25 protein-coding genes are annotated in these 26,578 nt (G+C 55.8%); 3 read left to right on the top strand and 22 right to left on the bottom strand.

Annotation, left to right across the window (positions count from 1 at the left end; translation table 11 throughout):
- Nucleotides 1–107 precede the first annotated feature (107 nt).
- Entirely contained in the window at nucleotides 108–1,070 is a 963-nt protein-coding gene (locus GHN92_RS06015) for a bifunctional GNAT family N-acetyltransferase/nucleoside diphosphate kinase regulator (protein WP_094999570.1), read from the top strand.
- 134 nt (nucleotides 1,071–1,204) lie between these two features.
- Here GHN92_RS06015 and glmS read toward each other — a convergent pair whose 3' ends face one another.
- The 22 genes from glmS to rpmH all read right to left on the bottom strand — a co-directional run bounded on the left by glmS (nucleotide 1,205) and on the right by rpmH (nucleotide 23,367).
- Complete coding sequence (glmS, locus tag GHN92_RS06010) at nucleotides 1,205–3,040, bottom strand: glutamine--fructose-6-phosphate transaminase (isomerizing) (protein WP_094999571.1); 1,836 nt, start codon at nucleotides 3,038–3,040, stop codon at nucleotides 1,205–1,207.
- 9 nt (nucleotides 3,041–3,049) lie between these two features.
- Nucleotides 3,050–3,817, bottom strand: a complete 768-nt coding sequence (locus GHN92_RS06005) for a DeoR/GlpR family DNA-binding transcription regulator (RefSeq protein WP_088378585.1) — start codon at nucleotides 3,815–3,817, stop codon at nucleotides 3,050–3,052.
- A 269-nt stretch (nucleotides 3,818–4,086) separates the two neighbouring features.
- A complete protein-coding gene (glmU, locus tag GHN92_RS06000) occupies nucleotides 4,087–5,454 on the bottom strand; it encodes a bifunctional UDP-N-acetylglucosamine diphosphorylase/glucosamine-1-phosphate N-acetyltransferase GlmU (RefSeq protein ID WP_094999572.1) in 1,368 nt (455 codons plus the stop codon).
- 115 nt (nucleotides 5,455–5,569) lie between these two features.
- On the bottom strand, nucleotides 5,570–5,989 hold the full coding sequence (locus GHN92_RS05995; RefSeq protein ID WP_029611653.1) for a F0F1 ATP synthase subunit epsilon: 420 nt from the start codon (nucleotides 5,987–5,989) through the stop codon (nucleotides 5,570–5,572).
- A 56-nt stretch (nucleotides 5,990–6,045) separates the two neighbouring features.
- Nucleotides 6,046–7,425 carry a F0F1 ATP synthase subunit beta gene (gene atpD / locus GHN92_RS05990; protein WP_016782877.1) on the bottom strand — a complete coding sequence of 460 codons (1,380 nt, stop codon included), beginning with the start codon at nucleotides 7,423–7,425 and terminating at the stop codon, nucleotides 6,046–6,048.
- Nucleotides 7,426–7,452: 27 nt separating this feature from the next.
- Nucleotides 7,453–8,313, bottom strand: coding sequence for a F0F1 ATP synthase subunit gamma (atpG, locus tag GHN92_RS05985; protein WP_003438003.1), 861 nt, complete (start codon nucleotides 8,311–8,313; stop codon nucleotides 7,453–7,455).
- A 50-nt stretch (nucleotides 8,314–8,363) separates the two neighbouring features.
- Nucleotides 8,364–9,908 (bottom strand): F0F1 ATP synthase subunit alpha, encoded by a 1,545-nt coding sequence (gene atpA / locus GHN92_RS05980; protein WP_153379690.1) that lies wholly within the window; start codon nucleotides 9,906–9,908, stop codon nucleotides 8,364–8,366.
- 21 nt (nucleotides 9,909–9,929) lie between these two features.
- Nucleotides 9,930–10,466 carry a F0F1 ATP synthase subunit delta gene (locus GHN92_RS05975; RefSeq protein ID WP_016782875.1) on the bottom strand — a complete coding sequence of 179 codons (537 nt, stop codon included), beginning with the start codon at nucleotides 10,464–10,466 and terminating at the stop codon, nucleotides 9,930–9,932.
- Nucleotides 10,467–10,478: 12 nt separating this feature from the next.
- A complete protein-coding gene (locus GHN92_RS05970) occupies nucleotides 10,479–10,949 on the bottom strand; it encodes a F0F1 ATP synthase subunit B (protein WP_094999573.1) in 471 nt (156 codons plus the stop codon).
- Between the two features lie 57 nt (nucleotides 10,950–11,006).
- Nucleotides 11,007–11,264 carry a F0F1 ATP synthase subunit C gene (gene atpE, locus GHN92_RS05965; RefSeq protein ID WP_002555987.1) on the bottom strand — a complete coding sequence of 86 codons (258 nt, stop codon included), beginning with the start codon at nucleotides 11,262–11,264 and terminating at the stop codon, nucleotides 11,007–11,009.
- A gap of 122 nt (nucleotides 11,265–11,386) precedes the next feature.
- Nucleotides 11,387–12,256, bottom strand: a complete 870-nt coding sequence (gene atpB, locus GHN92_RS05960; protein ID WP_086799500.1) for a F0F1 ATP synthase subunit A — start codon at nucleotides 12,254–12,256, stop codon at nucleotides 11,387–11,389.
- Between the two features lie 16 nt (nucleotides 12,257–12,272).
- Nucleotides 12,273–12,680, bottom strand: a complete 408-nt coding sequence (locus tag GHN92_RS05955; protein WP_003437994.1) for a F0F1 ATP synthase subunit I — start codon at nucleotides 12,678–12,680, stop codon at nucleotides 12,273–12,275.
- A 148-nt stretch (nucleotides 12,681–12,828) separates the two neighbouring features.
- A complete protein-coding gene (locus GHN92_RS05950; protein WP_094999574.1) occupies nucleotides 12,829–13,701 on the bottom strand; it encodes a ParB/RepB/Spo0J family partition protein in 873 nt (290 codons plus the stop codon).
- 9 nt (nucleotides 13,702–13,710) lie between these two features.
- Nucleotides 13,711–14,502, bottom strand: a complete 792-nt coding sequence (locus GHN92_RS05945; protein WP_094999575.1) for a ParA family protein — start codon at nucleotides 14,500–14,502, stop codon at nucleotides 13,711–13,713.
- Nucleotides 14,503–14,520: 18 nt separating this feature from the next.
- Nucleotides 14,521–15,165 carry a 16S rRNA (guanine(527)-N(7))-methyltransferase RsmG gene (gene rsmG, locus GHN92_RS05940; RefSeq protein ID WP_094999576.1) on the bottom strand — a complete coding sequence of 215 codons (645 nt, stop codon included), beginning with the start codon at nucleotides 15,163–15,165 and terminating at the stop codon, nucleotides 14,521–14,523.
- Nucleotides 15,162–17,054, bottom strand: a complete 1,893-nt coding sequence (gene mnmG, locus GHN92_RS05935) for a tRNA uridine-5-carboxymethylaminomethyl(34) synthesis enzyme MnmG (RefSeq protein ID WP_016782869.1) — start codon at nucleotides 17,052–17,054, stop codon at nucleotides 15,162–15,164. The genes rsmG and mnmG overlap by 4 nt, the downstream gene beginning before the upstream one ends.
- Nucleotides 17,055–17,558: 504 nt before the next feature.
- The gene (locus GHN92_RS05930; RefSeq protein ID WP_153379688.1) at nucleotides 17,559–19,175 is read right to left on the bottom strand and encodes an ABC-F family ATP-binding cassette domain-containing protein; all 1,617 of its coding nucleotides are present in this window, start codon (nucleotides 19,173–19,175) and stop codon (nucleotides 17,559–17,561) included.
- Nucleotides 19,176–19,444: 269 nt separating this feature from the next.
- Complete coding sequence (gene mnmE, locus GHN92_RS05925; RefSeq protein ID WP_095026774.1) at nucleotides 19,445–20,812, bottom strand: tRNA uridine-5-carboxymethylaminomethyl(34) synthesis GTPase MnmE; 1,368 nt, start codon at nucleotides 20,810–20,812, stop codon at nucleotides 19,445–19,447.
- 80 nt (nucleotides 20,813–20,892) lie between these two features.
- Nucleotides 20,893–22,575 (bottom strand): membrane protein insertase YidC, encoded by a 1,683-nt coding sequence (gene yidC / locus GHN92_RS05920; RefSeq protein WP_094999579.1) that lies wholly within the window; start codon nucleotides 22,573–22,575, stop codon nucleotides 20,893–20,895.
- A 13-nt stretch (nucleotides 22,576–22,588) separates the two neighbouring features.
- A complete protein-coding gene (gene yidD, locus GHN92_RS05915; RefSeq protein WP_019828647.1) occupies nucleotides 22,589–22,822 on the bottom strand; it encodes a membrane protein insertion efficiency factor YidD in 234 nt (77 codons plus the stop codon).
- Nucleotides 22,815–23,216, bottom strand: coding sequence for a ribonuclease P protein component (gene rnpA, locus GHN92_RS05910; RefSeq protein ID WP_019828646.1), 402 nt, complete (start codon nucleotides 23,214–23,216; stop codon nucleotides 22,815–22,817). Before rnpA ends, yidD begins: the two co-directional genes overlap by 8 nt.
- A 16-nt stretch (nucleotides 23,217–23,232) precedes the next feature.
- Complete coding sequence (gene rpmH / locus GHN92_RS05905; protein ID WP_003213577.1) at nucleotides 23,233–23,367, bottom strand: 50S ribosomal protein L34; 135 nt, start codon at nucleotides 23,365–23,367, stop codon at nucleotides 23,233–23,235.
- A gap of 563 nt (nucleotides 23,368–23,930) precedes the next feature.
- Here rpmH and dnaA point away from each other — a divergent pair.
- Together dnaA and dnaN are read left to right on the top strand one after the other, a co-directional pair.
- Nucleotides 23,931–25,430, top strand: coding sequence for a chromosomal replication initiator protein DnaA (dnaA, locus tag GHN92_RS05900; RefSeq protein WP_094999580.1), 1,500 nt, complete (start codon nucleotides 23,931–23,933; stop codon nucleotides 25,428–25,430).
- A 38-nt stretch (nucleotides 25,431–25,468) separates the two neighbouring features.
- Nucleotides 25,469–26,572 carry a DNA polymerase III subunit beta gene (dnaN, locus tag GHN92_RS05895; RefSeq protein ID WP_016782864.1) on the top strand — a complete coding sequence of 368 codons (1,104 nt, stop codon included), beginning with the start codon at nucleotides 25,469–25,471 and terminating at the stop codon, nucleotides 26,570–26,572.
- Nucleotides 26,573–26,578: the final 6 nt, after the last annotated feature.

The following is a 26,578-nucleotide window of genomic DNA, read 5'->3' as shown; positions in this document are numbered from 1 at the left end:
GCTCTGGGTCGGATCAAAGGGTAAAACGAAGATATCCCCGAACTCTCCCGACCATTCGGCATTACTTGCGTTATGTCTTAAAATAGCCGGTTGCCGAAAGAACCGTCATGGCCGTAGCCATGAAGGGCTTTCATCCCTTGAAAATAAGTGTGGTGAAGATGAACAAGCCTTTCATTTCGCTGTGCCCGGAAGTTACTCGGGCGCATGCGTTGACGTTGATGGATTGGTTGGAAGATGAGCGCGTCACCTGTTATCTGAGCGATTCACGTCATGTCTCCCGCTCCATCGAGCAAGCCATTGATAGAACCCAATTGCCAATCCTGACCCATCTGTTCAACCAGGGTGGCCGATTCTTCATGGCTTATGACCGGCATGACGCCCCGGTAGGCTTTGTCCGTCTGATCAAGACCGGCTCAAATTGCGAGATAGTCCTGGTCATCGGAGACAGCGACAAATGGGGCCGAAACCTTGGCGCCCGCACGATCCGCGAAGGCATGAAACTGGCCTTCCTCGACATGCGGGCCAAGAAGCTCATCGCCAAGATCCACCCGGACAACACGCGCTCGGTAAAAGCCTTTCTGCGCAGCGGCTTTGTGCTTGAAAGCGAAACGCCCACATTGAAGTCATTTTCCATGGCAGCGGGGCGCTATCTCCAGCTCTTGCGCGAAGGTACCGTTGGCGACTCCACCAGGATCTACATCACTGAAATCGACAAGGCCAGGCTCGAGAGTCTAATCGCTCTGGAGCAAGGTCCGACGGTTGTTGAGCTCGAACATGAGCTTGAACGAGCCATTGTCGTCAAGCCGCAGCAGGTGGCGGGCAATGTCGTCACGATGAACTCCAGGGCTTTAGTGCAACTGGACGACGAAGAGATCGAAGTGGCCTTGGTCTACCCGGAAGACGCGGACAGTAACGCCGGGAAGCACTCTGTGTATTCCGACATTGGTGCTGCCATCCTGGGCTATCAGGAGGGGGACGCCATAGACTGGCGAATTTCTGATCGGACCCGCCGAATTGAGATCAGGAAAGTGCTTTACCAGCCAGAGGCTGCGGGCCATTTCCACCTGTAATTGATTCTTTCCCTCAGTGTTGGTCAAGCAACCTGGAAGAAGGGGATCTGTCGAAGAAGGGAGCCAGTAAGTGGCTCCCTTCATTCGCGACAGTTTTAACTCTCTAAACCACTGAGTAGAGTCCCGGCTGTGATTTATTCCACAGTCACGGATTTAGCCAGGTTACGCGGCTGGTCCACGTCAGTGCCTTTAAGCACGGCCACGTAGTACGACAGCAATTGCAGCGGGATGGTGTAGAGGATCGGCGCCAGCACATCGTGGATATGCGGCATGTTGATCACATGGGTGCCTTCGCCGTTGCTCATACCGGCTTGTTCATCAGCAAACACAATCAGCTCGCCACCGCGGGCACGCACTTCTTGCAGGTTGGATTTAAGTTTCTCCAACAGCTCATTGTTCGGAGCAACGGTCACTACCGGCATATCGTTATCCACAAGTGCCAGAGGGCCGTGCTTCAACTCGCCCGCCGGGTACGCTTCAGCGTGGATGTACGAAATTTCTTTGAGCTTGAGTGCACCTTCCATTGCCACCGGGAACTGAGCGCCACGGCCCAGGAACAGGGTGTGATGTTTATCGGCAAACAATTCAGCCACTTTTTCAACCACCGAATCCATCGCCAGGGCTTCGCCCAGACGCGCTGGCAAACGACGCAGTTCTTCTACCAGCTGTGCTTCAACGCCCTCTTCCAGGGTGCCGCGCACCTGGCCCAGAGACAGGGTCAGCAGCAACAGGCCTACCAGCTGGGTGGTAAATGCCTTGGTGGAAGCCACACCGATTTCGCGACCGGCTTGGGTTAGCAGCGTCAGATCCGACTCACGAACCAGCGAGCTGATACCTACGTTGCAAATCGCCAGGCTACCGAGGAAGCCCAATTCTTTTGCATTGCGCAGTGCTGCCAGGGTGTCAGCGGTTTCGCCCGATTGCGAGATCGAAACAAACAGGGTGTCCGGTTGCACCACAACTTTGCGGTAGCGGAACTCGCTGGCCACTTCAACCTGGCACGGAATGCCTGCCAGGCTTTCGAGCCAGTAACGGGCAACCATGCCAGCGTGGTAGCTGGTACCACAGGCGACGATCTGAACATTGCGAACCTTGGCGAACAATTCCTTCGCTTGTGGACCGAAAGCTTGAACCAGTACATGGTCAGCACCCAGGCGGTTTTCCAGGGTGCGTTGAACTACTGCTGGTTGCTCGTGGATTTCCTTGAGCATGTAGTGGCGATACTCGCCCTTGTCGGCCGCTTCGGCGCCATCGCTGTATTGCACGGCTTCGCGTTGAACGCTCTGACCGTTTACGTCCCAGATCTGCACGCTGTCACGACGGATTTCAGCGATATCGCCTTCTTCCAGGTACATGAAACGGTCAGTGACCTGACGCAGTGCCAATTGGTCGGAGGCCAGGAAGTTTTCACCCAGGCCCAGGCCAATCACCAGCGGGCTGCCGCTGCGGGCTGCAACCAGACGATCCGGTTGCTTGGCGCTGATCACAGCCAGGCCGTAGGCACCGTGCAACTCTTTAACGGTGGCCTTGAGGGCCTCGGTCAGGTCGCTGTGATCTTTGAGTTTGTGGTTTAGCAGGTGGGCAATGACTTCGGTGTCAGTGTCCGAGGTAAACACATAGCCCAAGCCTTTGAGCTGCTCACGCAGGGCTTCATGGTTTTCGATGATGCCGTTGTGCACAACAGCCAGATCGGAACCGGAGAAATGCGGGTGAGCGTTACGCTCGCACGGCGCACCGTGGGTGGCCCAACGGGTATGGGCAATGCCCAGACGACCGGCCAATGGCTCACCGGCCAGAGCTTGTTCCAGCTCGGCCACTTTGCCGTTGCGGCGCATGCGTTCCAGGGTGCCGTTGTTGGTGAAAACAGCCACACCTGCGCTGTCGTAACCACGGTATTCAAGACGTTTCAGGCCTTCCAGCAGAATGGCCGTGATATTACGTTCAGCGACTGCGCCAACGATTCCACACATAAAGTTCTCCTAGCTTAGGGCCGCGCATAACAATGTTATGCCCCGGGCCTGAATCTGTTCGCGTGCCTCAAGGGGCAGGCGATCATCGGTAATAAGGGTATGGACGCTGCTCCAGGGCAGTTCCAGGTTGGGTATTTTTCGACCAATCTTGTCCGACTCGACCATCACGATCACTTCACGCGCGACGTCAGCCATGACCCGGCTCAGACCCAACAACTCGTTAAAAGTTGTCGTGCCGCGCTGCAGGTCTATGCCGTCTGCACCGATGAACAGTTGATCGAAGTCGTATGAGCGCAACACCTGTTCGGCAACCTGTCCCTGAAAGGACTCGGAGTGCGGATCCCAGGTGCCCCCGGTCATCAGCAATACAGGCTCATGTTCCAGTTCACTGAGTGCATTGGCGACGTGCAGGGAGTTGGTCATCACTACCAGGCCAGGTTGCAGGCCCAGTTGTGGAATCATCGAGGCCGTGGTGCTGCCGCTGTCGATGATGATGCGCGCATGCTCTTTAATCAGGCCAACCGCTGCACGGGCAATGGCTTGCTTATAAAGAGAAACTGGCTGAGGGACATCACTGACCAGTTCTTGCGGCATGGTGATCGCGCCGCCATAACGACGCAATAAAAGCCCGTTACTTTCGAGTGCAGCCAGATCCTTGCGAATCGTAACCTCAGAGGTTTCGAAGCGCTTGGCCAGTTCATCCACACTGACTTCGCCCTGCTCGGCAAGCATGGCCAGGATGTTGTGTCTGCGTTGTGGCGTATTACGTTTGGACATAACGGCTTAAGTTTCGTTTCGAAAGATAACGAAAGCAATGAAACCGTATCTCGAAACCTTCGTCAAGAAAATGTTGTGGGCTATTTTCTGTGAATAAGTCGATATGGGCCTGTGTTCATTGGCCAAAACGCTTATTTAAGCCCGCAAAAAACAAAGCCTTATCCACAGGGCATGAATAAGGCTTTAGGTAACTTATTGATTTAAAACAGTTATAGGATGACTTGTTAATAACCTTAAATCATCATCGCCTATCTGTGGATAACTTTAAATCAAGGCTTTGGCTGTTTAACCGGACGCTTCCAGCCATCAATGTTGCGCTGGCGCGCACGACCAACGGCCAGTTGCTCCGCGGCAACATCCTGATTGATGGTCGAGCCTGCAGCAGTGGTAGCACCGTTGGAGATATCCACAGGTGCAACCAACGAGTTGTTCGAACCAATAAATACATCAGCGCCCAACACGGTCTTCCACTTGTTGGCGCCATCGTAGTTGCAGGTGATGGTGCCAGCACCGATATTGGTGCGCGGGCCGACCTCGGCATCGCCCAGATAAGTCAGGTGACCGCATTTGGCGTCTTCACCCAAGTGGGCGTTTTTCAATTCGACAAAGTTACCCACATGGGCACGGGCATCCAGCACACTGCCCGGGCGCAGACGAGCGAACGGACCGGCATCACTGTTCTCGCCCATCACGGCACCGTCGAGATGGCTATTGGCCTTGACCACAACACCTTTGCGCAAGGTGCTGTCCTTGATTACGCAATTCGGACCGATGACCACGTCGTCCTCAATAACCACGCGACCTTCAAGAATCACGTTGATATCGATCAGCACATCACGACCCACGGTGACTTCACCGCGCACATCGAAACGCGCCGGGTCACGCAAGGTCACACCCAAGGCCATCAGGCGACGGGCTTCGCGCAACTGGTAATGACGTTCCAGCTCACTGAGTTGTTTACGATCGTTGGCGCCCTGCACTTCCATCGGGTCAAGGGCATGCTCGGTGGCCACGACCAAACCATCGCTAACCGCCATGGCGATTACGTCGGTCAGGTAGTACTCGCCCTGTGCGTTGTTGTTCGACAGACGGCTCATCCAGTCAGCCAGGCGACGGGTCGGCAAGGCGAGGATCCCGGTGTTGCCTTCGGTAATTGTACGTTCGGCTTCGGTTGCGTCCTTGTGCTCAACAATCGCACACACCTTGCCATCCGCATCACGCACGATACGACCATAACCAGTCGGGTCGGCCAGGTTGACAGTCAGCAGGCCCAGTTGCTCGGGGCCAACTTGCTTGAGCAGACGTTGCAGGGTCTCGACCTCGATCAGCGGTACATCGCCGTACAGGATCAACACGTTTTCTGCGGTCAGAAATGGTAGCGCCTGAGCCACGGCATGGCCGGTACCCAGTTGCTTGTCTTGCAGCACAAAGTTCAGGTCATCAGCAGCCAGGCGTTCACGTACCAGTTCGGCTCCGTGACCAATGACGACGTGGATGCGGGTCGGTTCAAGCTGACGAGCGCTGTGGATAACATGGCCAAGCATGGAGTTGCCTGCCACGGGGTGCAGAACCTTGGGCAGGGCAGAACGCATGCGGGTGCCCTGACCTGCGGCGAGAATAACGATATCGAGAGACATGACTGGCTACCAATCCTGGGTGGTCAGCGGTTGCGACCAAAAAGTATTTCGCGGAAAAAGAAAAAGGGTAGCCGAGGCTACCCTTTTTAATCAATCACACAATAAGACAGGAGGCTTAGCCGCCAAACTTCTTGCGGATTTGCTGGACGGTGCGCAGCTGAGCTGCGGCTTCGGCCAGACGTGCAGCAGCAGATCCGTAATCGAAATCTGCGCCTTTTTCGTTCAGTGCCTTCTCGGCAGCCTTTACGGCTTCCTGAGCGGAGGCTTCATCCAGGTCGGCAGCACGTTGCACGGTGTCGGCAAGAACCTTGACCATGTTCGGCTGAACCTCGAGGTAACCACCGGAGATGTAAAACACCTCCGATTCCCCGCCCAGCTTGATCAGGCGGATCGGACCTGGCTTGAGTTCAGTGATCAGCGGAGCGTGACCCAGAGCGATACCAAGATCACCCAGGCTGCCGTGCGCAATCACCATCTCGACCTGACCGGAAAAGATTTCTCCTTCCGCACTGACGATATCGCAATGGACTGTCATCATATTAGCCATCTGATTGCCTCAACCTGATTAGCGCCCGTTGCCGGGCGCTGGAATTACAGTTTCTTGGCTTTCTCGATCGCTTCTTCGATGCCGCCGACCATGTAGAACGCTTGTTCTGGCAGGTGGTCGTAGTCACCGTTGAGGATGCCTTTGAAGCCAGCAATGGTGTCTTTCAGGGAAACGTATTTACCCGAAGCGCCAGTGAAGACTTCAGCCACGAAGAACGGCTGAGACAAGAAACGCTGGATCTTACGAGCGCGGGATACCAACTGCTTGTCGGTTTCCGACAGCTCGTCCATACCCAGGATCGCAATGATGTCCTTCAGTTCTTTGTAACGCTGCAACACGTACTGAACGCCGCGAGCGGTGTCGTAGTGTTCCTGGCCGATTACGTTCGGGTCCAGCTGGCGCGAAGTCGAATCCAGTGGATCTACTGCTGGGTAGATACCCAGGGAAGCGATGTCACGGGACAGAACGACGGTAGCGTCCAAGTGGGCAAACGTGGTCGCAGGCGACGGGTCAGTCAAGTCATCCGCAGGTACGTATACCGCTTGGATCGAAGTGATCGAACCGTTTTTGGTCGAAGTGATGCGCTCTTGCAGAGTACCCATCTCTTCAGCCAGAGTCGGCTGGTAACCTACTGCCGAAGGCATACGGCCCAGCAGTGCGGATACTTCAGTACCGGCCAAGGTGTAACGGTAGATGTTGTCAACGAACAACAGTACGTCGTTACCTTCGTCACGGAACTTCTCGGCCATGGTCAGGCCGGTCAGTGCTACGCGCAGACGGTTACCCGGCGGCTCGTTCATCTGACCGTAAACCAGTGCCACTTTGTCCAGTACGCTGGAATCCTTCATCTCGTGGTAGAAGTCGTTACCCTCACGGGTACGCTCGCCCACACCAGCAAACACAGAGTAACCGCTGTGTTCCATGGCGATGTTACGGATCAGTTCCATCATGTTTACGGTTTTGCCTACACCGGCACCACCGAACAGACCAACCTTACCGCCTTTTGCAAACGGGCAGATCAGGTCGATAACCTTGATACCGGTTTCCAGCAGGTCGTTGCCGCCAGCTTGCTCAGCGAAGGACGGTGCTGGGCGGTGAATGCCCCAACGCTCTTCGGTGTCAATCGGGCCAGCTTCGTCGATCGGGTTGCCCAGAACGTCCATGATCCGGCCCAGGGTAGCTTTACCTACTGGAACGGAGATGGCTGCGCCAGAGTCGGTGACTTCCAGACCGCGCTTCAAGCCCTCGGTGGAACCCATCGCAATGGTACGAACCACGCCGTCGCCCAGCTGTTGCTGAACTTCCAGAGTGGTTCCGGCCGCGCTTTGTACTTTCAGCGCGTTGTAGATGCTCGGTACGTTTTCGCGTGGAAATTCCACGTCGATCACGGCGCCGATGATTTGAACGATACGTCCGCTACTCATAGCTGGATCCTCTGAATATTTGAACCGTTAAACCGCGGCAGCGCCGCCGACGATTTCCGAGATCTCTTGGGTGATCGCAGCCTGACGCGCCTTGTTGTAGATCAGCTGCAAATCGCTGATCAAGTCACCGGCGTTATCAGTGGCGTTCTTCATTGCGATCATCCGCGCAGCTTGTTCAGCTGCACTGTTCTCGACCACCGCCTGGTACACCTGCGACTCCACGTAACGCACCATCAAGCCGTCTAGCAGCTCTTTGGCATCCGGTTCGTAGAGATAGTCCCAGTGGTGCTTGAGTTCTTGATCCGGGGTCGCCACCAGTGGAATCAATTGCTCCACAGTAGGCTGTTGCGTCATGGTGTTGATGAACTTGTTGGATACCACGGACAGGCGGTCAATACGGCCTTCCAGGTAAGCATCCAGCATCACCTTAACGCTGCCGATCAAATCATTGATCGACGGTTCTTCACCCAGATGGCTGATAGCAGCGACGACGTTACCGCCGAAGTTACGGAAAAATGCCGCACCTTTGCTGCCGACCACGCACAGATCAATCTCGACGCCGTTTTCACGGTTTACCGCCATGTCCTTGACCAAAGCCTTGAACAGGTTGGTATTCAAACCACCGCACAAACCACGGTCACTGCTCACAACCACATAACCCACACGCTTAACTTCGCGGTCGATCATGAACGGGTGGCGGTATTCCGGGTTGGCGTTGGCCAAATGCCCAATAACCTGGCGGATACGCTCCGCATAAGGACGGCTAGCAGCCATGCGCATTTGTGCCTTGCGCATTTTGCTGACCGCCACTTTTTCCATGGCGCTGGTAATCTTTTGCGTGCTTTTGATGCTCGCAATCTTACTGCGAATCTCTTTTGCGCCTGCCATGTAACACCTATCAGGTTAGCAAGCGGGAGCCTTGCGGCTCCCGCTGCGGCTTACCAGGTTTGGGTGGACTTGAACTTCTCGATACCGGCTTTGATGCCAGCGTCGATTTCGTCATTGAAGTCACCTTTAACGTTGATCTTCGCCATTAGCTCGGCGTGATCGCGGTTGAAGTAAGCAATCAGCGCTTGTTCAAAGCTACCGACCTTGGTGATTTCGACGTCAGTCAGGAACCCACGCTCAGCGGCATACAGCGACAGCGCCATGTCAGCGATCGACATTGGTGCGTATTGCTTCTGCTTCATCAGCTCGGTAACGCGCTGACCATGCTCAAGTTGCTTACGGGTCGCTTCGTCCAGGTCAGAAGCGAACTGGGCAAATGCTGCCAGTTCACGGTACTGAGCCAGAGCGGTACGGATACCACCGGACAGCTTCTTGATGATCTTGGTCTGAGCGGCACCACCCACACGGGATACCGAAACACCGGCGTTCACTGCAGGACGGATCCCGGAGTTGAACATGGCCGATTCCAGGAAGATCTGACCGTCGGTGATGGAAATCACGTTGGTCGGAACGAACGCGGAAACGTCGCCAGCCTGGGTTTCGATGATCGGCAGTGCGGTCAGGGAACCGGTTTTGCCGGTCACTGCGCCGTTGGTGAACTTCTCTACGTATTCTTCGGATACGCGGGATGCGCGCTCCAGAAGACGGGAGTGGAGATAGAACACGTCGCCTGGGTAAGCTTCACGGCCTGGTGGACGGCGCAGCAGCAGGGAAATCTGGCGGTAAGCCACTGCTTGCTTGGACAGATCGTCATAAACGATCAGCGCGTCTTCACCGCGGTCGCGGAAGTATTCGCCCATGGTGCAACCGGAGTACGGTGCCAGGAACTGCAGCGCTGCGGATTCGGAAGCACTGGCAGCAACGACGATGGTGTTAGCCAGCGCGCCGTTTTCTTCCAGCTTGCGAACCACGTTGGCGATGGTCGATTGCTTCTGACCGATCGCTACGTATACACAGAAAATGCCGCTGTTCTTCTGGTTGATGATCGCGTCGATCGCCAGAGCGGTTTTACCGATCTGACGGTCACCGATGATCAGCTCACGCTGGCCACGGCCGACAGGGATCATGGCATCGACAGCCTTGTAGCCAGTCTGTACAGGCTGGTCTACCGACTTACGCCAGATCACGCCTGGAGCAACTTTCTCGACTGCATCAGTCTCGGTGTTGCCCAGTGGACCTTTGCCATCAACTGGGTTACCCAGTGCGTCGACAACGCGACCCAGCAGTTCCTTACCAACCGGAACTTCCAGGATACGGCCAGTGCACTTGGCGCTCATGCCTTCAGCCAGAGTCGTGTATGCGCCCAGTACTACGGCACCTACAGAGTCTTGCTCGAGGTTGAGAGCCATACCGAAGACGCTGCCCGGAAACTCGATCATCTCGCCGTACATTACGTCGGCCAGACCGTGAATCCGCACAATACCGTCAGATACGCTGACGACAGTGCCTTCGTTACGGGCTTGGGAGGTCACATCGAGTTTTTCGATGCGGCCCTTGATAATTTCACTTATTTCGGAAGGATTGAGTTGCTGCATTGCTCTGCTGCCCCTTCAAACTCAAGATTTCAATGCTTCGGCAAGGCTTGCGAGTTTCCCGCGAACCGAGCCATCGATAACCAGGTCGCCGGCGCGGATGATGACACCACCTATAAGGCTGGCATCCTCCGCAACTTGCAGGCGCACTTCCCGGTCGAGTCGTGCACTGAGAACCTTGGCGAGTTTGTCTTGCTGTTCTTGGTTCAATGCAAAAGCACTGGTGACTTCAACGTCTACCGACTTCTCTTGTTCGGCCTTGTACAGGTCAAACAGAGCGGCGATCTCCGGCAACAGCGGGAGACGGTCGTTTTCGGCAACGACGTTGATGAAGTTCTGTGCTTCTACAGTGAACTTGTCGCCGCACACGTCAATAAACGTGGCGGCCTTTTCTGCGCTCGTCAGTCGCGGGGCCTTGAGCACGCGCTGCATAGTGTCGTCTTGCGACACTGCTGCAGCCAGGCCGAGCATGGCTGACCAAGAGGCCAGTTGCTGGTGGGCCTGGGCGTGCTCGAAGGCTGCCTTAGCGTAAGGTCGGGCCAACGTGGTCAATTCTGCCATGATCGCCCTCGCTTAAATTTCAGCAGCCAGTTTAGTAACCAGCTCCGCGTGCGCGTTTTGATCGATTGTGGCACCCAGGATCTTCTCTGCGCCTTCAACAGCCAGGGTACCCAGTTGGGCACGCAGGGCGTCTTTGACGCTGTTCAGTTCCTGTTCGATCTCGGCCTGAGCCTGAGCCTTCACACGGTCAGCTTCAACGCGAGCCTGTTCACGGGCTTCGTCTACGATCTGAGTACCGCGTTTCTTGGCTTGCTCAATGATTTCAGCTGCTTGAGCCTTAGCTTCGCGCAGTTGTTGACCCGCTTTATCTTGGGCCAACTCCAGGTCGCGAGCTGCTCGGTTAGCAGCGTCCAGTCCAGCCGCAATCTTCTTCTGACGTTCTTGCAATGCCGCGATGACCGGAGGCCACACGAACTTCATGCAAAACAGTACAAAAATGAAGAACGCAACGGACTGGCCAATCAGGGTTGCATTAATGTTCACGCCAACACCTCGCTCGTTCGTTGTCCATCACTCTAATCAACTCGAAAATTCGAGTGATTAGCCAGCGAGTTGACCAACGAAAGGATTAGCGAAGGTGAAGAACAGTGCGATACCAACACCGATCATGGTTACGGCGTCGAGCAGACCGGCAACGATGAACATTTTAACTTGCAGCATTGGAACCATTTCTGGTTGACGCGCTGCGCCTTCCAGGAACTTGCCACCCAACAGGCCGAAACCAATTGCGGTACCCAGTGCGCCCAGGCCGATCAACAGTGCAACAGCGATAGCGGTTAGACCAACTACAGTTTCCATCTTTCCTCCCGACTTTTACGTCGTATGGTTTAGGTTTTTAGATTAAAGCGGTAAAACAAAATCATTTTGCGACGCCCTCTCACCCGAAGGTGAGAGGAGCACCAGATTCGCCGAAGCGGATCTTAGTGATTATCTTCGTGTGCCATCGACAGGTAGACGATGGTCAACATCATGAAGATGAACGCTTGCAAGGTGATGATCAGGATGTGGAATACAGCCCACGCCCATTGCAGCACCACGCCCAGACCGCTAAGCCAAAGCAGGCCGCTGCCGAACATCACGGCGATCAGGATAAACACCAGCTCGCCAGCGTACATGTTGCCGAACAGACGCAGAGCCAACGAAATAGGCTTGGCAATCAACGTCACGAATTCGAGCAGGAAGTTCACCGGAATCAGCAGCGCCTGAACAAAAATGTTCTTGCTGCCGAATGGGTGCAGGGTCAGTTCACCGATAAAGCCACCGATGCCCTTGATCTTGATGCTGTAGAAGATGATCAGTGCAAACACCGACAGGGCCATGCCCATGGTCGCGTTTGGATCAGTCGTCGGTACGGCACGGAACGGGAAGTGTTCATCGCCAGTGATCAAGATGGCCAACTGAGGAATCCAGTCAACCGGGATCAAGTCGATGGCGTTCATCAGGAACACCCACACGAAAATGGTCAGCGCCAGCGGTGCGATTACTGCACTGCGACCGTGGAAACTGTCTTTTACGCTGCCATCAACGAATTCCACCAGTACTTCAACGAAGTTCTGCAGTGCGCCTGGCTGACCGGAAGTTGCCTTCTTGGCCGCCATGCGGAATACGAGGATGAAAATCAGACCAACAAACAGCGACCAGCCGAGGGTATCGACGTGGAACGCCCAAAAGCCCATTGCTTTAGCTTCTGCAACGGTGTGGGCAAAGCCCCAGCCGCCATCAGGTAGCTGCCCAAAGGTCAGGTTCTGTAAGTGGTGCTGGATATAGCCCGAAGCGGTTGTTTCTGCCATGGTTGCCTCAAACGCCCTAAGGTCTCGAAAGTGTTGTTCTCATTAGCAGGGGAGCGAACCAACTGACCAGTTGGGTCAGCACGAAGACACCGAATACTGCTAACGGCGCCAATGGCTTCACACCTGCAAACGTCAGCGCGAACAGCACTGCCGTCAAAATTAACTTGCCTGCCTCACCGGCGTAAAACGACCGGACGATGGCTTGCGCTGCTCGGGCGCCGGAAAACCGAAAAGCCCTGTGAGCAAAATACACATTGGGTAGCAAAGCTATCAGGCCTCCGCAGAGTCCTGAATATCCGGCGACGACTCCATGCCATTGCCAGAGCCCCAGAGCAGCCAGCAATAAAACGACAAATTGAGCCAGCAAAACCGGAAAAACCGCCAAGCGATGGAACGGCAAGCGGTTTGGCGTGCGGGTTTCCATCACAACTGCTCCTCAAAGGTCGGCTACCAAAAACAGAAAACTTGGCATAATTTGTGCCGACAAAATGCGCGCAGAGTATAGGGGCGACGAAGCCCCTATTCAACTGTCAGGTAGTGATTTCCGACTGCGCGCTACATGAGGAATTGTTTCAGCGGATGTGAGCAAGCACTCCTTGCAGCTCATCCAGGGAATTGTAACCAATCACTAACTGGCCTTTTCCCTTCTTTCCGTGGCGGATCTGCACCGCAGAGCCCAGCCGCTCAGCCAGACGCTGTTCGAGTCTGGCAATGTCCGGATCGGTTTTAACCGGTTCCGCGGGTTCCTGTTTGCCACTCAACCACTGGCGAACCAGGGCTTCAGTCTGACGTACCGTCAGGCCTCGTGCGACAACGTGTCGCGCCCCTTCAACCTGCTGAGCATCAGGCAAACCGAGCAATGCCCGCGCATGACCCATTTCCAGGTCACCGTGGGACAGCATGGTCTTGATCACTTCCGGCAACGAAATCAATCGCAACAAGTTAGCCACAGACACCCGGGACTTACCCACAGCGTCGGCGACTTGCTGTTGAGTCAGCTGGAACTCTTGCTGCAAACGCTGCAAGGCGACAGCTTCCTCGATCGGATTGAGGTCTTCACGCTGAATGTTCTCGATCAACGCCATCGCAATGGCGGTTTCGTCCGGCACGTCTTTGACCATCGCCGGGATCGTGTCCTTGCCGGCCTGTTGGCTGGCGCGCCAGCGACGTTCACCGGCGATGATCTCAAAGCGGTTACCTTCGATCGGGCGCACCACGATCGGTTGCATCACGCCCTGGGTGCGGATCGAGCTGGCCAGTTCTTCAAGCGCCTGCGGATCCATGTCTCGACGAGGCTGGTACTTGCCGCGCTGGATCAGGTCCAGGGGCAGGTGCTGCAGTTCGCTTTGATCAACCTTGACCGCTTGCTCTTCCAGCGAGCTGACCGTAGGACCACTCAGGAGTGCATCCAGTCCGCGTCCGAGACCTCGTTTCTTGACGGCCATGGAAATTCCTTAAGTTGGCTGAGGCGTGCGGGTAGAACGACGTTGACGACGAACCAGCTCGCCCGCCAGGGCAAGGTAAGCAATCGCGCCACGGGAATTTTTGTCATACGCCAGCGCTGGCATGCCATAGCTTGGCGCTTCGGCCAGGCGGATGTTGCGCGGAATCACGGTGTCGTAGAGCTGCTCGCCGAAGTGTTCCTTGAGCTGCGCCGAAACATCGTTCATCAGGCTCAGGCGCGGGTCGTACATGGTGCGCAGCAGGCCTTCGATCTTCAGGTTCGGATTGAGCAGCTCGGCGATGCGCTTGATGTTATCCACAAGGTCGCTCAGGCCTTCGAGTGCAAAGTACTCGCACTGCATGGGGATAATCACCCCATCAGCAGCCACCAACGCGTTCAGGGTCAGCATCGACAACGATGGCGGGCAATCGATCAGGATGTAATCGTAGCTTTCGCGAACCGGTGCCAGCGCTGTACGCAGACGGCTTTCCTTCATCTGCATTTCGAGCAGCACGACTTCAGCCGCGGTCAAATCGCGGTTGGCGGGAAGCAACTGGTAACCACCGTGCTCGGAGATGTGCATGGCCTGGGCCAGGTCGCATTCACCGATCAACAGGTCGTAGACCGAATTCTCAAGACCGTGTTTATCCACACCGCTACCCATGGTGGCGTTGCCCTGTGGATCAAGGTCAATGAGCAGCACGCGGCGCTTGGTCGCGACCAGCGATGCTGCGAGGTTGATACAGGTGGTGGTTTTACCCACACCACCTTTTTGGTTCGCTATTGCGAATACCTTAGCCATTCTTGCTTGCGTTCCCAATCATGCCGTGCGGCGCAGTATCAGCAGATGGCGTTGGCCTTGGCAACCCGGAACGGTCAAGGCGTGTTCGCCATCGAGACGAAAATCAGACGGCAATGCTACCAGCTCATCGGCCGGATGAACGCCCTTCATTGCCAACCAGCGGGTTTCGCTGTTGCCAAGGTGGCGCGTCCAGTTGCTGAAGTTCTCCATGCTGCTGAAAGCCCTGGAAACAATTCCGTTGAAAGGCTGCTCAGGCTGGAATTCTTCGACGCGACTGTGGATAACTTGCAGGTTATCCAGCTTCAGCTCGAGTTTTACCTGGGTCAGGAAACGGGTTTTCTTGCCGTTGCTGTCCAGGCAGGTCACTTGCGACTCGGGAAACAGGATCGCCAGGGGAATACCCGGCATGCCGCCGCCACTGCCCACATCCAGCCAACGGCCATTTTCGATGAAGGGCATCACGCTCAGACTGTCGAGCAAATGACGCGACACCATCTCGTCCGGGTTACGCACAGCCGTGAGGTTGTAGGCCTTGTTCCATTTGATCAACAGGGCCAGATAACCCAGCAATTGCTGATGCTGATGCTCGGTCAGTGCGACGCCCAGCTGGCGTGCACCTGTGGATAACTCTTCGGCGTGTTGTGCGGTTACCAGCGAACTCAAGCGTTTTGCTCCAACGTGCGGCCAGCGCCGCGCTTTTTCAGGTGAATCATCAACAGGGAAATTGCCGCAGGGGTCACACCCGGGATACGCGAAGCCTGGCCCAGGGTCTCGGGACGTGTGGCGCCCAACTTGCTCTGAATCTCTTTCGACAGACCGGAGATGGTCGTGTAATCGATATCCACAGGCAGCTTGGTATTTTCACTGGCACGCAGACGGGCAATTTCGTCTTGTTGACGATCGATATAACCGGCGTACTTGGTTTTGATCTCAACCTGCTCGGCAACCAGCGGGTCTTCTGCCCCCTGCCCGGTCACTTCAACCAGGCCGGCGTAATCAATTTCGGGGCGGGTCAGCAGGTTGAGCAAATTGTATTCATGGGTCAGCGGTGTGCCGAACTTGGCAGCAATGGCATCACCCTGCTCGGTACCCGGACGAACCCAGGTACTTTTGAGGCGTTGTTCTTCCTGCGCGATGCTTTCGCGCTTGGTGCAGAAAGCCGCCCAACGAGCGTCGTCGACCAGGCCCAGTTCGCGGCCTTTTTCAGTCAAGCGCATGTCGGCGTTGTCTTCGCGCAGGATCAGGCGGTATTCGGCGCGGGAAGTGAACATCCGGTACGGTTCTTGAGTACCCAGGGTAATCAGGTCGTCGACCAATACGCCGATGTACGCCTCATCCCGGCGCGGGCACCAGCTTTCCTTGCCCTGTGCGAGCAATGCCGCGTTGGCGCCAGCCAGCAAACCCTGTGCGCCGGCTTCTTCGTAACCGGTGGTGCCGTTGATTTGTCCGGCAAAGAACAAGCCGCCAATCACTTTGGTTTCGAGGCTGTACTTCAGGTCGCGTGGATCGAAGTAGTCGTACTCGATGGCATAGCCCGGGCGCACGATATGGGCGTTTTCCATACCGCGAATCGATTGCACGATCTGGATTTGCACGTCGAACGGCAAGGAGGTGGAAATCCCGTTCGGGTACAGCTCGTGCGTGGTCAAACCTTCCGGCTCGATAAAGACCTGATGGCTTTCCTTGTCGGCAAAGCGATGGATCTTGTCTTCAATCGACGGGCAGTAACGCGGGCCAATACCTTCGATCACGCCTGAATACATCGGCGAACGATCGAGGTTGGAGGCAATGATTTCGTGAGTGCGGGCGTTGGTATGGGTAATCCAGCAGCTGACCTGGGCCGGGTGCTGTTCCTTGTTGCCCATGAACGACATGACAGGAATCGGTGTATCACCCGGTTGCTCGGTCATCACCGAGAAATCCACAGAACGGCCATCGATACGCGGTGGCGTCCCGGTTTTCAGGCGACCGACTCGCAGGGGCAGTTCACGCAGACGGTGTGCCAGGGCAATCGAAGGTGGATCACCGGCCCGACCGCCCGAGTAATTCTGCATGCCGATGTGGATAAGTCCACCGAGGAAAGTCCCTGTGGTCAGAACCACGGCATCAGCCATAAAACGCAGGCCCATCTGGGTCACTACGCCACGGACTTGATCCTGTTCAACGATCAGGTCATCAGCGGCCTGTTGAAATATCCACAGGTTGGGCTGGTTTTCCAGGATTTCGCGTACGGCGGCCTTGTACAGGATGCGGTCGGCCTGTGCACGGGTCGCCCGTACTGCCGGGCCTTTGCGTCCGTTGAGTACGCGGAACTGAATACCGCCTTTATCGGTGGCTATCGCCATCGCGCCGCCAAGGGCATCGATTTCTTTAACCAGATGGCTTTTACCAATCCCGCCAATTGCAGGATTGCAGCTCATTTGCCCGAGGGTTTCCACGTTGTGGGTCAACAGCAGGGTTTTCACACCCATACGTGCTGAAGCAAGTGCAGCCTCGGTTCCGGCGTGACCGCCGCCGATGACGATCACTGCAAAACGGGAAGGGAAATTCACCACGCACCTCGTGCCTGTTACTAGGGGTTTTTTGAATAGACCGCGAAGTATAGGGACTTCGCCCTTCTTAAAGAACCCTTTGCACAAAATTTAACCAGCTGTGGATAAGGGCAAGATAGATAAATAAATAGAGAAGAAATTTATAAAGCTTTGTTTTTATGTTTATTTCTACTGAGGCACCTTTCTGTGGATAGATTGCTACAGGCTATATTTTACGTACTGTACAGAGGATCAAAAGTCTGTGGTTATGCACTGATGAGGGGTTGGGATAAGTGCTTTAAGCCTGTGGGTAAAACAGGTGCTTATCCACAGGGGTGGTTATCTTCAGTTTTCAGACCTACTTACCCACTGACCTGAGGGCCAGTTATGCACAGGGCTTATTCCCGTGTTTGGGTGCTTTCGAGCCAATAAACAGGCAGCCGAAAAACGCTTGAAGGTGCAATCCGGCAAGCGGTCGGACGTTCGGTCAATGATTAATGTGATAAACGGTAGCCAACAGCCCCGTTAGACGGGGCAAAGCAGCCAGCCTGTGGGTGAGGCCATGAGCCTGTGGGTAATTCCGATTGCGGCCAGAAACACATCATCGTGTGAGGTAACGATCAGAGTGCCTGGGTAATGCTTGAGCATGCTTTCCAGGGCTTGAACGGAAGGCAGATCCAGGTGATTGGCCGGTTCATCGAGCAGTAACAGCTGTGGTGGGGATTGTGTATAAAACACGCAGGCCATCGCCGCTTTCAAGCGTTCACCGCCACTGAGCCGATGGGATTGCAGGTTAATACGATCGGCATTGAGGCCCAATTGCGCCAGCCGGGTACGTAATTCTCCTTCACTCAGTTGCCGGTTAAGTGACTGCAACTGCTCAAGAACTGACCGAGCCGGTTCCAAAACGCCCAGGTGCTGGTCGAGGTAAGTGCTGGTGACCAGGGTCCTGGCCTGACCGGAAACAACCGTTAGTTGCCCGGCCAATACCTTGAGCAAGGTCGACTTGCCGCAGCCGTTCGGGCCGGTCAAGGCAATGCGCTGGCCTCGCGTAACGGCAAGATTGATCCTGCGCAGTTGTTGCGCCCCATAAGGCAGGCGGGCCTCTATCAACTCGGCAATTTGAGCCGGCGAGCCAGAGCAAGGCTGCGGCGCAGAGATAAAGATGGCCTGCTGCTCTTCTACCTGATTCGCAGCCTGACGGACCTGCACAGATAATTGCTCGCGAGCCGCATCCTGCTGTACCCGCAACTTACCGCTGCTGGCCTGGCTGCGCTCCTTTTGCCGGCCCAGCAAAATCTTCGCCTGATTGGCGTCAGCGACCTGTTTTCGGCCACGGGATTGTTTGCGCTCAAGACTTTCCCTTTGCTCACGCAGGGTCTGTTCCTGACGCTTGCGCTCCAGCCGGTATGCCGCCAGCTGTTGTTGCGCCGCTTGCAGTTGCCCGGCTTTGGCCTGTGCATAAAACGAGTAACCGCCGCCGTAACTGGTGAGGCCCTGTGGTGACAGCTCAACGATGCGCTCCATATTTTCCAGCAAGGCGCGATCATGGCTGATAACAAGTAATCCTTCTGGCCACTGCTGCAACTGTTCATGCAGGGCAAGTCGATGCTGGTGATCCAGATGATTGGTGGGCTCATCCAGGATCAACAGATCGACTTTCGACAAAAAGGCGCCCAGCAGAGCCACGCGCATGGCTTCGCCACCGCTGAGTGCTGATGCAGGAGTCGAAAGGGTCAGGTGTGCAAGCTTGTTGCGGCTTAGCTGATCGAGAAGTTGCTGGCGGATATTCCAGCGTTCGCCCACACAGTCAAAGTCCGCTTGGGCGCTGCTGCCCCGCTCTATTCGCTCAAGGGCGCTAATGACTGGTTGCACGCCAGCAAGCTCGGCAAGGGTGTGATTGGGGTCATGGCTGACTTGCTGCGTCAGGTAATACACCGTGCCATTACGGATGCAGTGGCCGGTTGAGGGCAAGAGATCCCCTGCCATGATGCGCGCCAATATGCTCTTGCCCACACCATTGCGCCCTACCAGGCCGGTGCGGCGCTGGTCGAGATGCAGATCAATATCTGAAAACAGGGAACTGCCATCGGGCAGATGATAAGAAACGCCTTGCAGCGTTACAGAGGTAACGTGAGCCATACGCACTCCAGAGATGCACAGATCTACCCCCTGTTGCAGGGGAATCAAGAACTGGCCGCAAGCATCGCGGCGGCATCAATGGCGCATCGGACTAATACCTCGTGTGAATGTGGATAACTGTAGCAGCTGCCGTAGGAACGAGGCTGCGTTCGGCGACGTAGTCGTCGTAAATCCTGAGCTCCGGTTTTAACTGGCACACCACAGTGTCTGATTTTACGACGGCTGTGCCGCCGAACGCAGCCTCGTTCCTACGGCAGCTGCTACGAGGGTCATTTACCGATACAGAAGCTGGAGAAGATCCGCCCCAGCAGGTCATCCGAACTGAATGCCCCGGTAATTTCGCCAAGGGAATGCTGTGCCTGGCGCAAATCCTCGGCCAATAGCTCTCCTGCACCCGCCAGGGTCAGTTGTGCCCTGCCATGCTCAAGTGCCTTGCTGGCGTGCTGCAATGCCTCCAGATGGCGGCGGCGTGCGCTGAAGCTGCTCTCCGAGGTCTGCTCATAGCCCATGCAGGCCTTGAGGTGTTCCCGCAGCAGGTCCAGGCCTTCTGTAGATCTGGCACTCAGGCTGATGGTGACATGGCCATCTTCACTGACTTCAAGGGCTACATTTTCACCGCTTAGATCCGCCTTGTTGCGGATCAAGGTCACCTTCGCCGGATCCGGGCGTTGTTCAAGAAACTCTGGCCACAGGGCAAACGGGTCATCAGCTTCCGGTGCCGTGGCATCAACCACCAGCAATACCCTATCAGCTTCACCAATGGCCTTGAGTGCGCGCTGCACGCCAATTTTCTCAACCTGGTCATCGGTGTCGCGCAGACCTGCGGTGTCGACAACGTGCAATGGCATGCCATCGATGTGGATATGTTCGCGTAACACATCACGGGTAGTACCCGCGATTTCGGTCACGATCGCCGCTTCACGCCCGGCCAGGGCATTGAGCAGGCTCGATTTTCCAGCATTGGGCCGCCCGGCAATCACCACGGTCATGCCGTCGCGCAGCAAAGCACCCTGGCCGGCTTCGCGCTGTACGGTGGATAACTCTTCACGAACCTTGTCGAGCATACCGAGCACATGGCCATCGGCGAGGAAGTCGATTTCTTCTTCCGGGAAATCAATCGCTGCTTCGACATAGATACGCAAACCGATCAATTGCTCGGTCAAGTTATGCACACGTTGAGAGAAAGCACCCTGCAAGGAACGTAATGCGTTACGCGCAGCCTGTGCAGAACTTGCCTCGATCAGGTCGGCAATCGCCTCGGCCTGGGCCAGGTCGAGCTTGTCATTCAAAAAGGCCCGCTCGCTGAACTCCCCCGGACGGGCCAAACGGCAGCCCAACTGGATGCAGCGCTGCAGCAGCATATCCAGAACAATCGGACCGCCGTGGCCCTGCAGTTCAAGGACGTCTTCGCCGGTAAAGGAGTTGGGCCCGGGGAAGTAGAGTGCTATGCCTTCATCCAGCACTTCGCGGTTTTCGCCGTAAAAAGGGCCGTAATGGGCATAGCGCGGTTTTAGTTCGCGTTCGCTGAACGCTTTGGCCGCAACACGGGCGAGTGGGCCGGAAATACGTACGATCCCCACACCACCTCGGCCTTGGGCGGTCGCTACTGCAGCAATAGTCTCTGCCGGAACACTCATAAAACAGGCCTCAAAACAAAAGTGACGGATAGCAAAACGCCCCACTAGGGGGCGTTTTGAGTGGTGCGTATCAGAGTAAGTTACTCAGCGACTTTTTTGGTAGCCGCTTCGACTTTACGCGTGATGTACCACTGTTGAGCGATGGACAGGCAGTTGTTCACAACCCAGTACAGCACCAGACCAGCCGGGAACCACAGGAAGAAGAAGGTGAAGATGATTGGCATCAGCTTCATCACCTTGGCCTGCATCGGATCCGGCGGAGTCGGGTTCAGACGCTGCTGGATGAACATGGTTGCGCCCATGATGATCGGCAGAATGAAGAACGGGTCTTTGATCGACAGGTCGGTAATCCAGAGCATGAACGGCGCCTGGCGCATTTCAACACTTTCCAGAAGTACCCAGTACAAGGACAGGAAGACCGGCATCTGCACCAGAATCGGCAAGCAGCCGCCCAGTGGATTGATCTTCTCTTTCTTGTACAGCTCCATCATCGCTTGCGACATTTTCTGGCGGTCATCACCGAACTGCTCTTTCAGAGCGGCCAGTTTTGGTGCCACAGCGCGCATGCGGGCCATCGACTTGTAGCTGGCGGCCGACAGAGGGAAGAAGATCCCTTTGATCAGCATGGTCAGGAAGATGATCGACCAGCCCCAGTTACCGACCAGGCTGTGGATATGTTGCAGCAGCCAGAAGATAGGCTGGGCAATGAACCACAGGATGCCGTAGTCAACCGTCAGTTCCAGGCCTGGGGACAACTCTTTGAGTACACCCTGGCTTTTCGGACCGGCGTACAACGTAGCGCTGGTTTCAGCGGTTTTGCCCGGCTCAACAGTCAATGTTGGGCCAGTGAAACCGATGATGTAGTTGCCTTGGTTGTCTTTGCGGGTCTGAACGACGTTGTTATCGCCTTTCTGAGGGATCCACGCGGTCACAAAGTAGTGCTGCAACCAGGCAACCCAGCCGCCTTGTACGGTTTCTTTCAGCTGAGCCTTGTCGATATCTTTCATCGACACTTTTTTGTACGGCTCTGCACTTGTCCACAGGGCAGCGCCCAGGTAAGTCGCAGTACCGGTGGCGGTGCTGGAAGAAGGATCGGAGCTGGCATCACGCTTCAATTGCGCGAACAGGTTGCCGTTCCACGGCTTGCCGCTCTCGTTATCAATCAGATAGCTGACTTGTACATCGTACAAACCACGCTTGAGCGTGAAACGTTTGATGTAGTTGATGCCGTTTTCGCTGAATTTCAGATCAACAACCAGTTGATCCTGACCTGGGGCCAGTTCGTAGGTCTTTTTCTCGGTGCTGAAAACAGGACGACCTGACGGACGGGCGTCCGGGCCATCAACGCCTGTCAGGCCACTTTGGGCCAGATAGGTGCGTTCGTTGCCGTTATCGAACAACTGGAAAGGAACATCCGGGTGATCCTGGCGACGTGGATAAAGCGGCAGACGCAGCTGGGCAATATCACCACCCTGTGGATCAATCGCGATATCCAGAACATCCGTTTTTACGTGGATGAGGTCTTTGCTTGCAGCCACCGGGGTTTCAGTCGGTGTGCTGGTATCGGTATTGGCGCTGGGTACATCGGCACTGTTTGCAACGTTGTTACCTGAAACCGTATCGGGCAAAGCCGGTGCGGTGGTGCTGGCGGCAACATTCTGAGTCGGCAGGGCAGCTTGGCCGTAGTCCTGGTTCCATTTCAGAACCATAACGTAGGACACGACTGCGAGAGCGACGATCAGGATCGTGCGTTTAATATCCATGATTACTCGGCCATCAAGAAGAACGGGAGGTAGGGATAGGTGGAACCGGGTCGTAACCACCGGGATTCCACGGGTGACAGCGACCTAAACGACGAAAGGTCAGCCAGCCGCCGCGCAGAAGGCCATGATTTTCGATGGCTTCCAACGCGTAGCAGGAACAACTGGGGTAGAAACGGCAGTGGCTGGCCATCAAAGGACTAATGGCATAACGATAAAACTGGATCGGAACGAGTGCCAGTTTACGCATCAGGACTGCCTACCCCTACAGTTTCGGTTTTAACCGCTGGAACTGGCGTGTTACGGGCCAGACGCTTCCAGAGTTTGCCGAAATGCTGAATCAATTCGGGGTTCTCTACGTCACCCAAACCTTTGCGCGCGACGATAACGATATCCCAACCAACCAGTAAATCCTGGTGGAGACGAAACGATTCACGCATCAAACGCTTAAGGCGATTGCGCTCAACGGAGAGCTTTACGCTCTTTTTCCCGATCACTAACCCCAGGCGGGGGTGATCAAGATCGTTGCTACGCGCAAGGAGCAGGAGATTTTTCCCCGGAACCTTGCCGGTGGGGGAGTCAAAGACTGCCTTGAAATGTCGGGGAGTGAGTAACCGCTTTTCCCGACTGAAGTCCTGACTCACCACCATTGTCTGATTATCAAACTGCCAGACGTGCACGGCCTTTGGCGCGGCGACGCGACAGGACTGCACGGCCGTTTTTAGTAGCCATGCGAGCACGGAAACCGTGAGTGCGGGCGCGTTTGATAGTGCTTGGTTGGAAAGTACGTTTCATGTCGTGCTACCTGGTTCGTCCACAACGGGCCGGAATGGCCCCCGTTTTAAGAGACCGGCGATTCTAGAGAATGCAAGCCGATAGGTCAATTTCCAACCAACGTTTACTGCTAAATAGATGTTTGCCGTTTTGCACCAGTCTTGTGCCTGCCAACTATAGAAATAAAAAAACGAAGTATTTAAAGCTCTTTTAAAGAACTTACTACTCTTATAGAGCCGTTCTGCTGTGGATAACTCTATGCAGCCCTTGTAGAGCAAGGTTTTCAGAGAGCAGAAAGGTTGTCCACAAGCGGTGCTTTGCCTGTGCTGCACCCTCGGAAAAGCTGTGCATGAAAGGGCTACTTATCCACAGCCGTGTTATGCACAGAGTTTTACCCCCACTTGTGCAACGAGCTCAGGCCCGCTTATCCACAGACCTTATGCACATACCATTTGTCGCTTTGTTCACAGTAAAAAGCCTGTCAACGCCTTATATGCAGGTCAGCTACATGTGGATAAGTGGGGCGGCGGTCGCTACAATGGCGCCTGTTTTTGCCTCACCGGCTTTCAACTTAGGGGATATCCGTGTCAGTGGAACTTTGGCAGCAGTGCGTGGAGCTTTTGCGCGATGAGCTGCCTGCCCAGCAATTCAACACCTGGATCCGTCCACTACAGGTCGAAGCCGAAGGCGACGAGTTGCGTGTGTATGCACCCAACCGATTCGTTCTCGACTGGGTTAACGAAAAATACCTGAGCCGTTTGCTTGAACTGTTGAATGAGCACAGCAATGGCATGGCGCCAGCGTTGTCCTTGTTAATAGGCAGCAAACGCAGCTCGGCGCCTCGTGCTGCCCCCAATGCGCCCTTGGCTGCATCGGCTTCTCAGCAAGCCCCGGCGCCGAGCGCGCCTGCGCCTGCAGTCTCTGCACCCGCGCCCAAGCAGTCCGAGCCCGCCAGCGAAGAGCCTTCGCGTGCCAGCTTCGACCCGATGGCCGGCGCCAGCTCGCAGCAAGCACCCGTGCGCGCCGAACAGCGCACCGTTCAGGTTGAAGGTGCCCTGAAGCACACCAGCTACCTGAACCGCACCTTTACCTTTGAAAACTTCGTCGAGGGCAAGTCCAACCAACTGGCCCGCGCTGCGGCGTGGCAAGTGGCGGATAACCCCAAGCACGGTTACAACCCGCTCTTCCTTTATGGCGGCGTAGGTCTGGGTAAAACTCACTTGATGCACGCGGTGGGTAACCACCTGTTGAAGAAGAACCCGAATGCCAAGGTCGTGTACCTGCATTCCGAGCGTTTTGTAGCTGATATGGTTAAAGCCCTGCAGCTCAATGCCATCAACGAGTTCAAGCGCTTCTACCGTTCGGTCGATGCCTTGCTTATCGATGACATTCAATTCTTTGCGCGCAAGGAACGGTCCCAGGAAGAGTTCTTCCACACCTTCAACGCCCTGCTTGAAGGCGGTCAGCAAGTGATTCTGACCAGTGACCGTTACCCGAAAGAAATCGAAGGCCTCGAAGAGCGTCTGAAGTCGCGCTTTGGCTGGGGACTGACGGTTGCCGTCGAGCCGCCGGAGCTAGAGACCCGCGTAGCGATCCTGATGAAGAAGGCCGATCAGGCCAAGGTTGATCTGCCCCATGATGCAGCCTTCTTTATTGCCCAGCGTATTCGCTCCAACGTGCGTGAGCTCGAAGGCGCGCTCAAGCGCGTTATCGCTCACTCGCACTTTATGGGCCGCGACATCACCATCGAGCTGATTCGCGAGTCCCTAAAAGACTTGCTGGCGCTGCAAGACAAACTCGTCTCTGTGGATAACATCCAGCGCACCGTGGCCGAGTACTACAAGATCAAGATCTCGGACTTGTTGTCCAAGCGCCGTTCGCGCTCGGTAGCGCGACCACGCCAGGTCGCCATGGCACTGTCCAAGGAACTGACCAACCACAGCCTGCCGGAAATCGGCGATGTGTTTGGCGGTCGCGATCACACCACGGTTTTGCACGCATGCCGCAAGATCAACGAACTCAAGGAATCCGACGCGGACATCCGCGAGGACTACAAGAACCTGCTGCGAACTCTGACAACCTGATGACACCAGCGCAGCTTATTAAGGCAAGGGACTAGACCATGCATTTCACCATTCAACGCGAAGCCCTGTTGAAACCCCTGCAACTGGTCGCCGGCGTAGTAGAACGCCGCCAGACCTTGCCGGTATTGTCCAACGTGCTGTTGGTTGTCGAAGGCCAGCAACTGTCGCTGACCGGTACTGACCTTGAAGTCGAGCTGGTCGGTCGGGTGCAACTTGAAGAGCCGGCCGAGCCAGGCGAAATCACCGTGCCTGCGCGCAAGCTGATGGATATCTGCAAAAGCCTGCCCAACGATGCACTGATCGACATCAAACTTGATGACAACAAACTGGTGGTCAAGGCAGGCCGTAGCCGCTTTACCCTGTCGACGTTGCCGGCCAACGATTTCCCGACGGTTGAAGAAGGTCCGGGTTCGCTGACCTGCAGCCTGCAGCAGAGCAAGTTGCGTCGTCTGATCGAGCGCACCAGCTTTGCCATGGCCCAGCAGGACGTTCGTTACTACCTCAACGGTATGCTGTTGGAAGTGTCGGCCGGGATCATCCGTGCCGTAGCTACCGACGGTCACCGTTTGGCCATGTGCTCGATGAAAGCCGATATCGGCCAACCAGACCGTCACCAGGTGATCGTACCGCGCAAGGGTATCCTCGAGCTGGCGCGCCTGCTGACCGAGCCAGACGGCGAAGTGAGCATCGTTCTGGGTGCACACCACATCCGTGCGACCACCGGCGAATTCACCTTTACCTCCAAGCTGGTAGACGGAAAGTTCCCGGACTACGAGCGCGTTCTGCCTAAAGGCGGTGACAAGGTGGTGATCGGTGACCGTCAGGCACTGCGTGAAGCGTTCAGTCGTACCGCGATCCTGTCCAACGAAAAGTACCGCGGTATTCGCCTTCAACTGGCCAATGGCCAGCTGAAGATCCAGGCCAATAACCCGGAGCAGGAAGAAGCGGAAGAAGAAGTTGGCGTTGATTACAACGGCGGCTCCCTGGAGATCGGCTTCAACGTGAGCTACCTGCTGGACGTACTGGGCGTCATGACCACTGAACAAGTGCGTCTGATCCTGTCGGACTCCAACAGCAGCGCCCTGGTCCAGGAGTCGGACAACGACGACTCGGCCTACGTTGTCATGCCGATGCGCCTGTAACTTATG

Source organism: Pseudomonas sp. FSL R10-2964 (assembly GCF_009600035.1).
GTDB classification, from domain to species: Bacteria; Pseudomonadota; Gammaproteobacteria; order Pseudomonadales; family Pseudomonadaceae; genus Aquipseudomonas; species Aquipseudomonas bubulae.
The sequence above is the reverse complement of the archived record's forward strand: the minus strand, read 5'-3'. Positions and strand labels throughout refer to the sequence as shown.

Coding starts and splice junctions, on each gene's coding strand:
- GHN92_RS06015 (WP_094999570.1), top strand. CDS start 108: ATGGCCGTAGCCATGAAGGGCTTTCATCCCTTGAAAATAAGTGTGGTG.
- glmS (WP_094999571.1), bottom strand. CDS start 3,040: ATGTGTGGAATCGTTGGCGCAGTCGCTGAACGTAATATCACGGCCATT.
- GHN92_RS06005 (WP_088378585.1), bottom strand. CDS start 3,817: ATGTCCAAACGTAATACGCCACAACGCAGACACAACATCCTGGCCATG.
- glmU (WP_094999572.1), bottom strand. CDS start 5,454: ATGTCTCTCGATATCGTTATTCTCGCCGCAGGTCAGGGCACCCGCATG.
- GHN92_RS05995 (WP_029611653.1), bottom strand. CDS start 5,989: ATGACAGTCCATTGCGATATCGTCAGTGCGGAAGGAGAAATCTTTTCC.
- atpD (WP_016782877.1), bottom strand. CDS start 7,425: ATGAGTAGCGGACGTATCGTTCAAATCATCGGCGCCGTGATCGACGTG.
- atpG (WP_003438003.1), bottom strand. CDS start 8,313: ATGGCAGGCGCAAAAGAGATTCGCAGTAAGATTGCGAGCATCAAAAGC.
- atpA (WP_153379690.1), bottom strand. CDS start 9,908: ATGCAGCAACTCAATCCTTCCGAAATAAGTGAAATTATCAAGGGCCGC.
- GHN92_RS05975 (WP_016782875.1), bottom strand. CDS start 10,466: ATGGCAGAATTGACCACGTTGGCCCGACCTTACGCTAAGGCAGCCTTC.
- atpE (WP_002555987.1), bottom strand. CDS start 11,264: ATGGAAACTGTAGTTGGTCTAACCGCTATCGCTGTTGCACTGTTGATC.
- atpB (WP_086799500.1), bottom strand. CDS start 12,256: ATGGCAGAAACAACCGCTTCGGGCTATATCCAGCACCACTTACAGAAC.
- GHN92_RS05955 (WP_003437994.1), bottom strand. CDS start 12,680: ATGGAAACCCGCACGCCAAACCGCTTGCCGTTCCATCGCTTGGCGGTT.
- GHN92_RS05950 (WP_094999574.1), bottom strand. CDS start 13,701: ATGGCCGTCAAGAAACGAGGTCTCGGACGCGGACTGGATGCACTCCTG.
- GHN92_RS05945 (WP_094999575.1), bottom strand. CDS start 14,502: ATGGCTAAGGTATTCGCAATAGCGAACCAAAAAGGTGGTGTGGGTAAA.
- GHN92_RS05930 (WP_153379688.1), bottom strand. CDS start 19,175: ATGGCTCACGTTACCTCTGTAACGCTGCAAGGCGTTTCTTATCATCTG.
- mnmE (WP_095026774.1), bottom strand. CDS start 20,812: ATGAGTGTTCCGGCAGAGACTATTGCTGCAGTAGCGACCGCCCAAGGC.
- yidC (WP_094999579.1), bottom strand. CDS start 22,575: ATGGATATTAAACGCACGATCCTGATCGTCGCTCTCGCAGTCGTGTCC.
- yidD (WP_019828647.1), bottom strand. CDS start 22,822: ATGCGTAAACTGGCACTCGTTCCGATCCAGTTTTATCGTTATGCCATT.
- rpmH (WP_003213577.1), bottom strand. CDS start 23,367: ATGAAACGTACTTTCCAACCAAGCACTATCAAACGCGCCCGCACTCAC.
- dnaN (WP_016782864.1), top strand. CDS start 25,469: ATGCATTTCACCATTCAACGCGAAGCCCTGTTGAAACCCCTGCAACTG.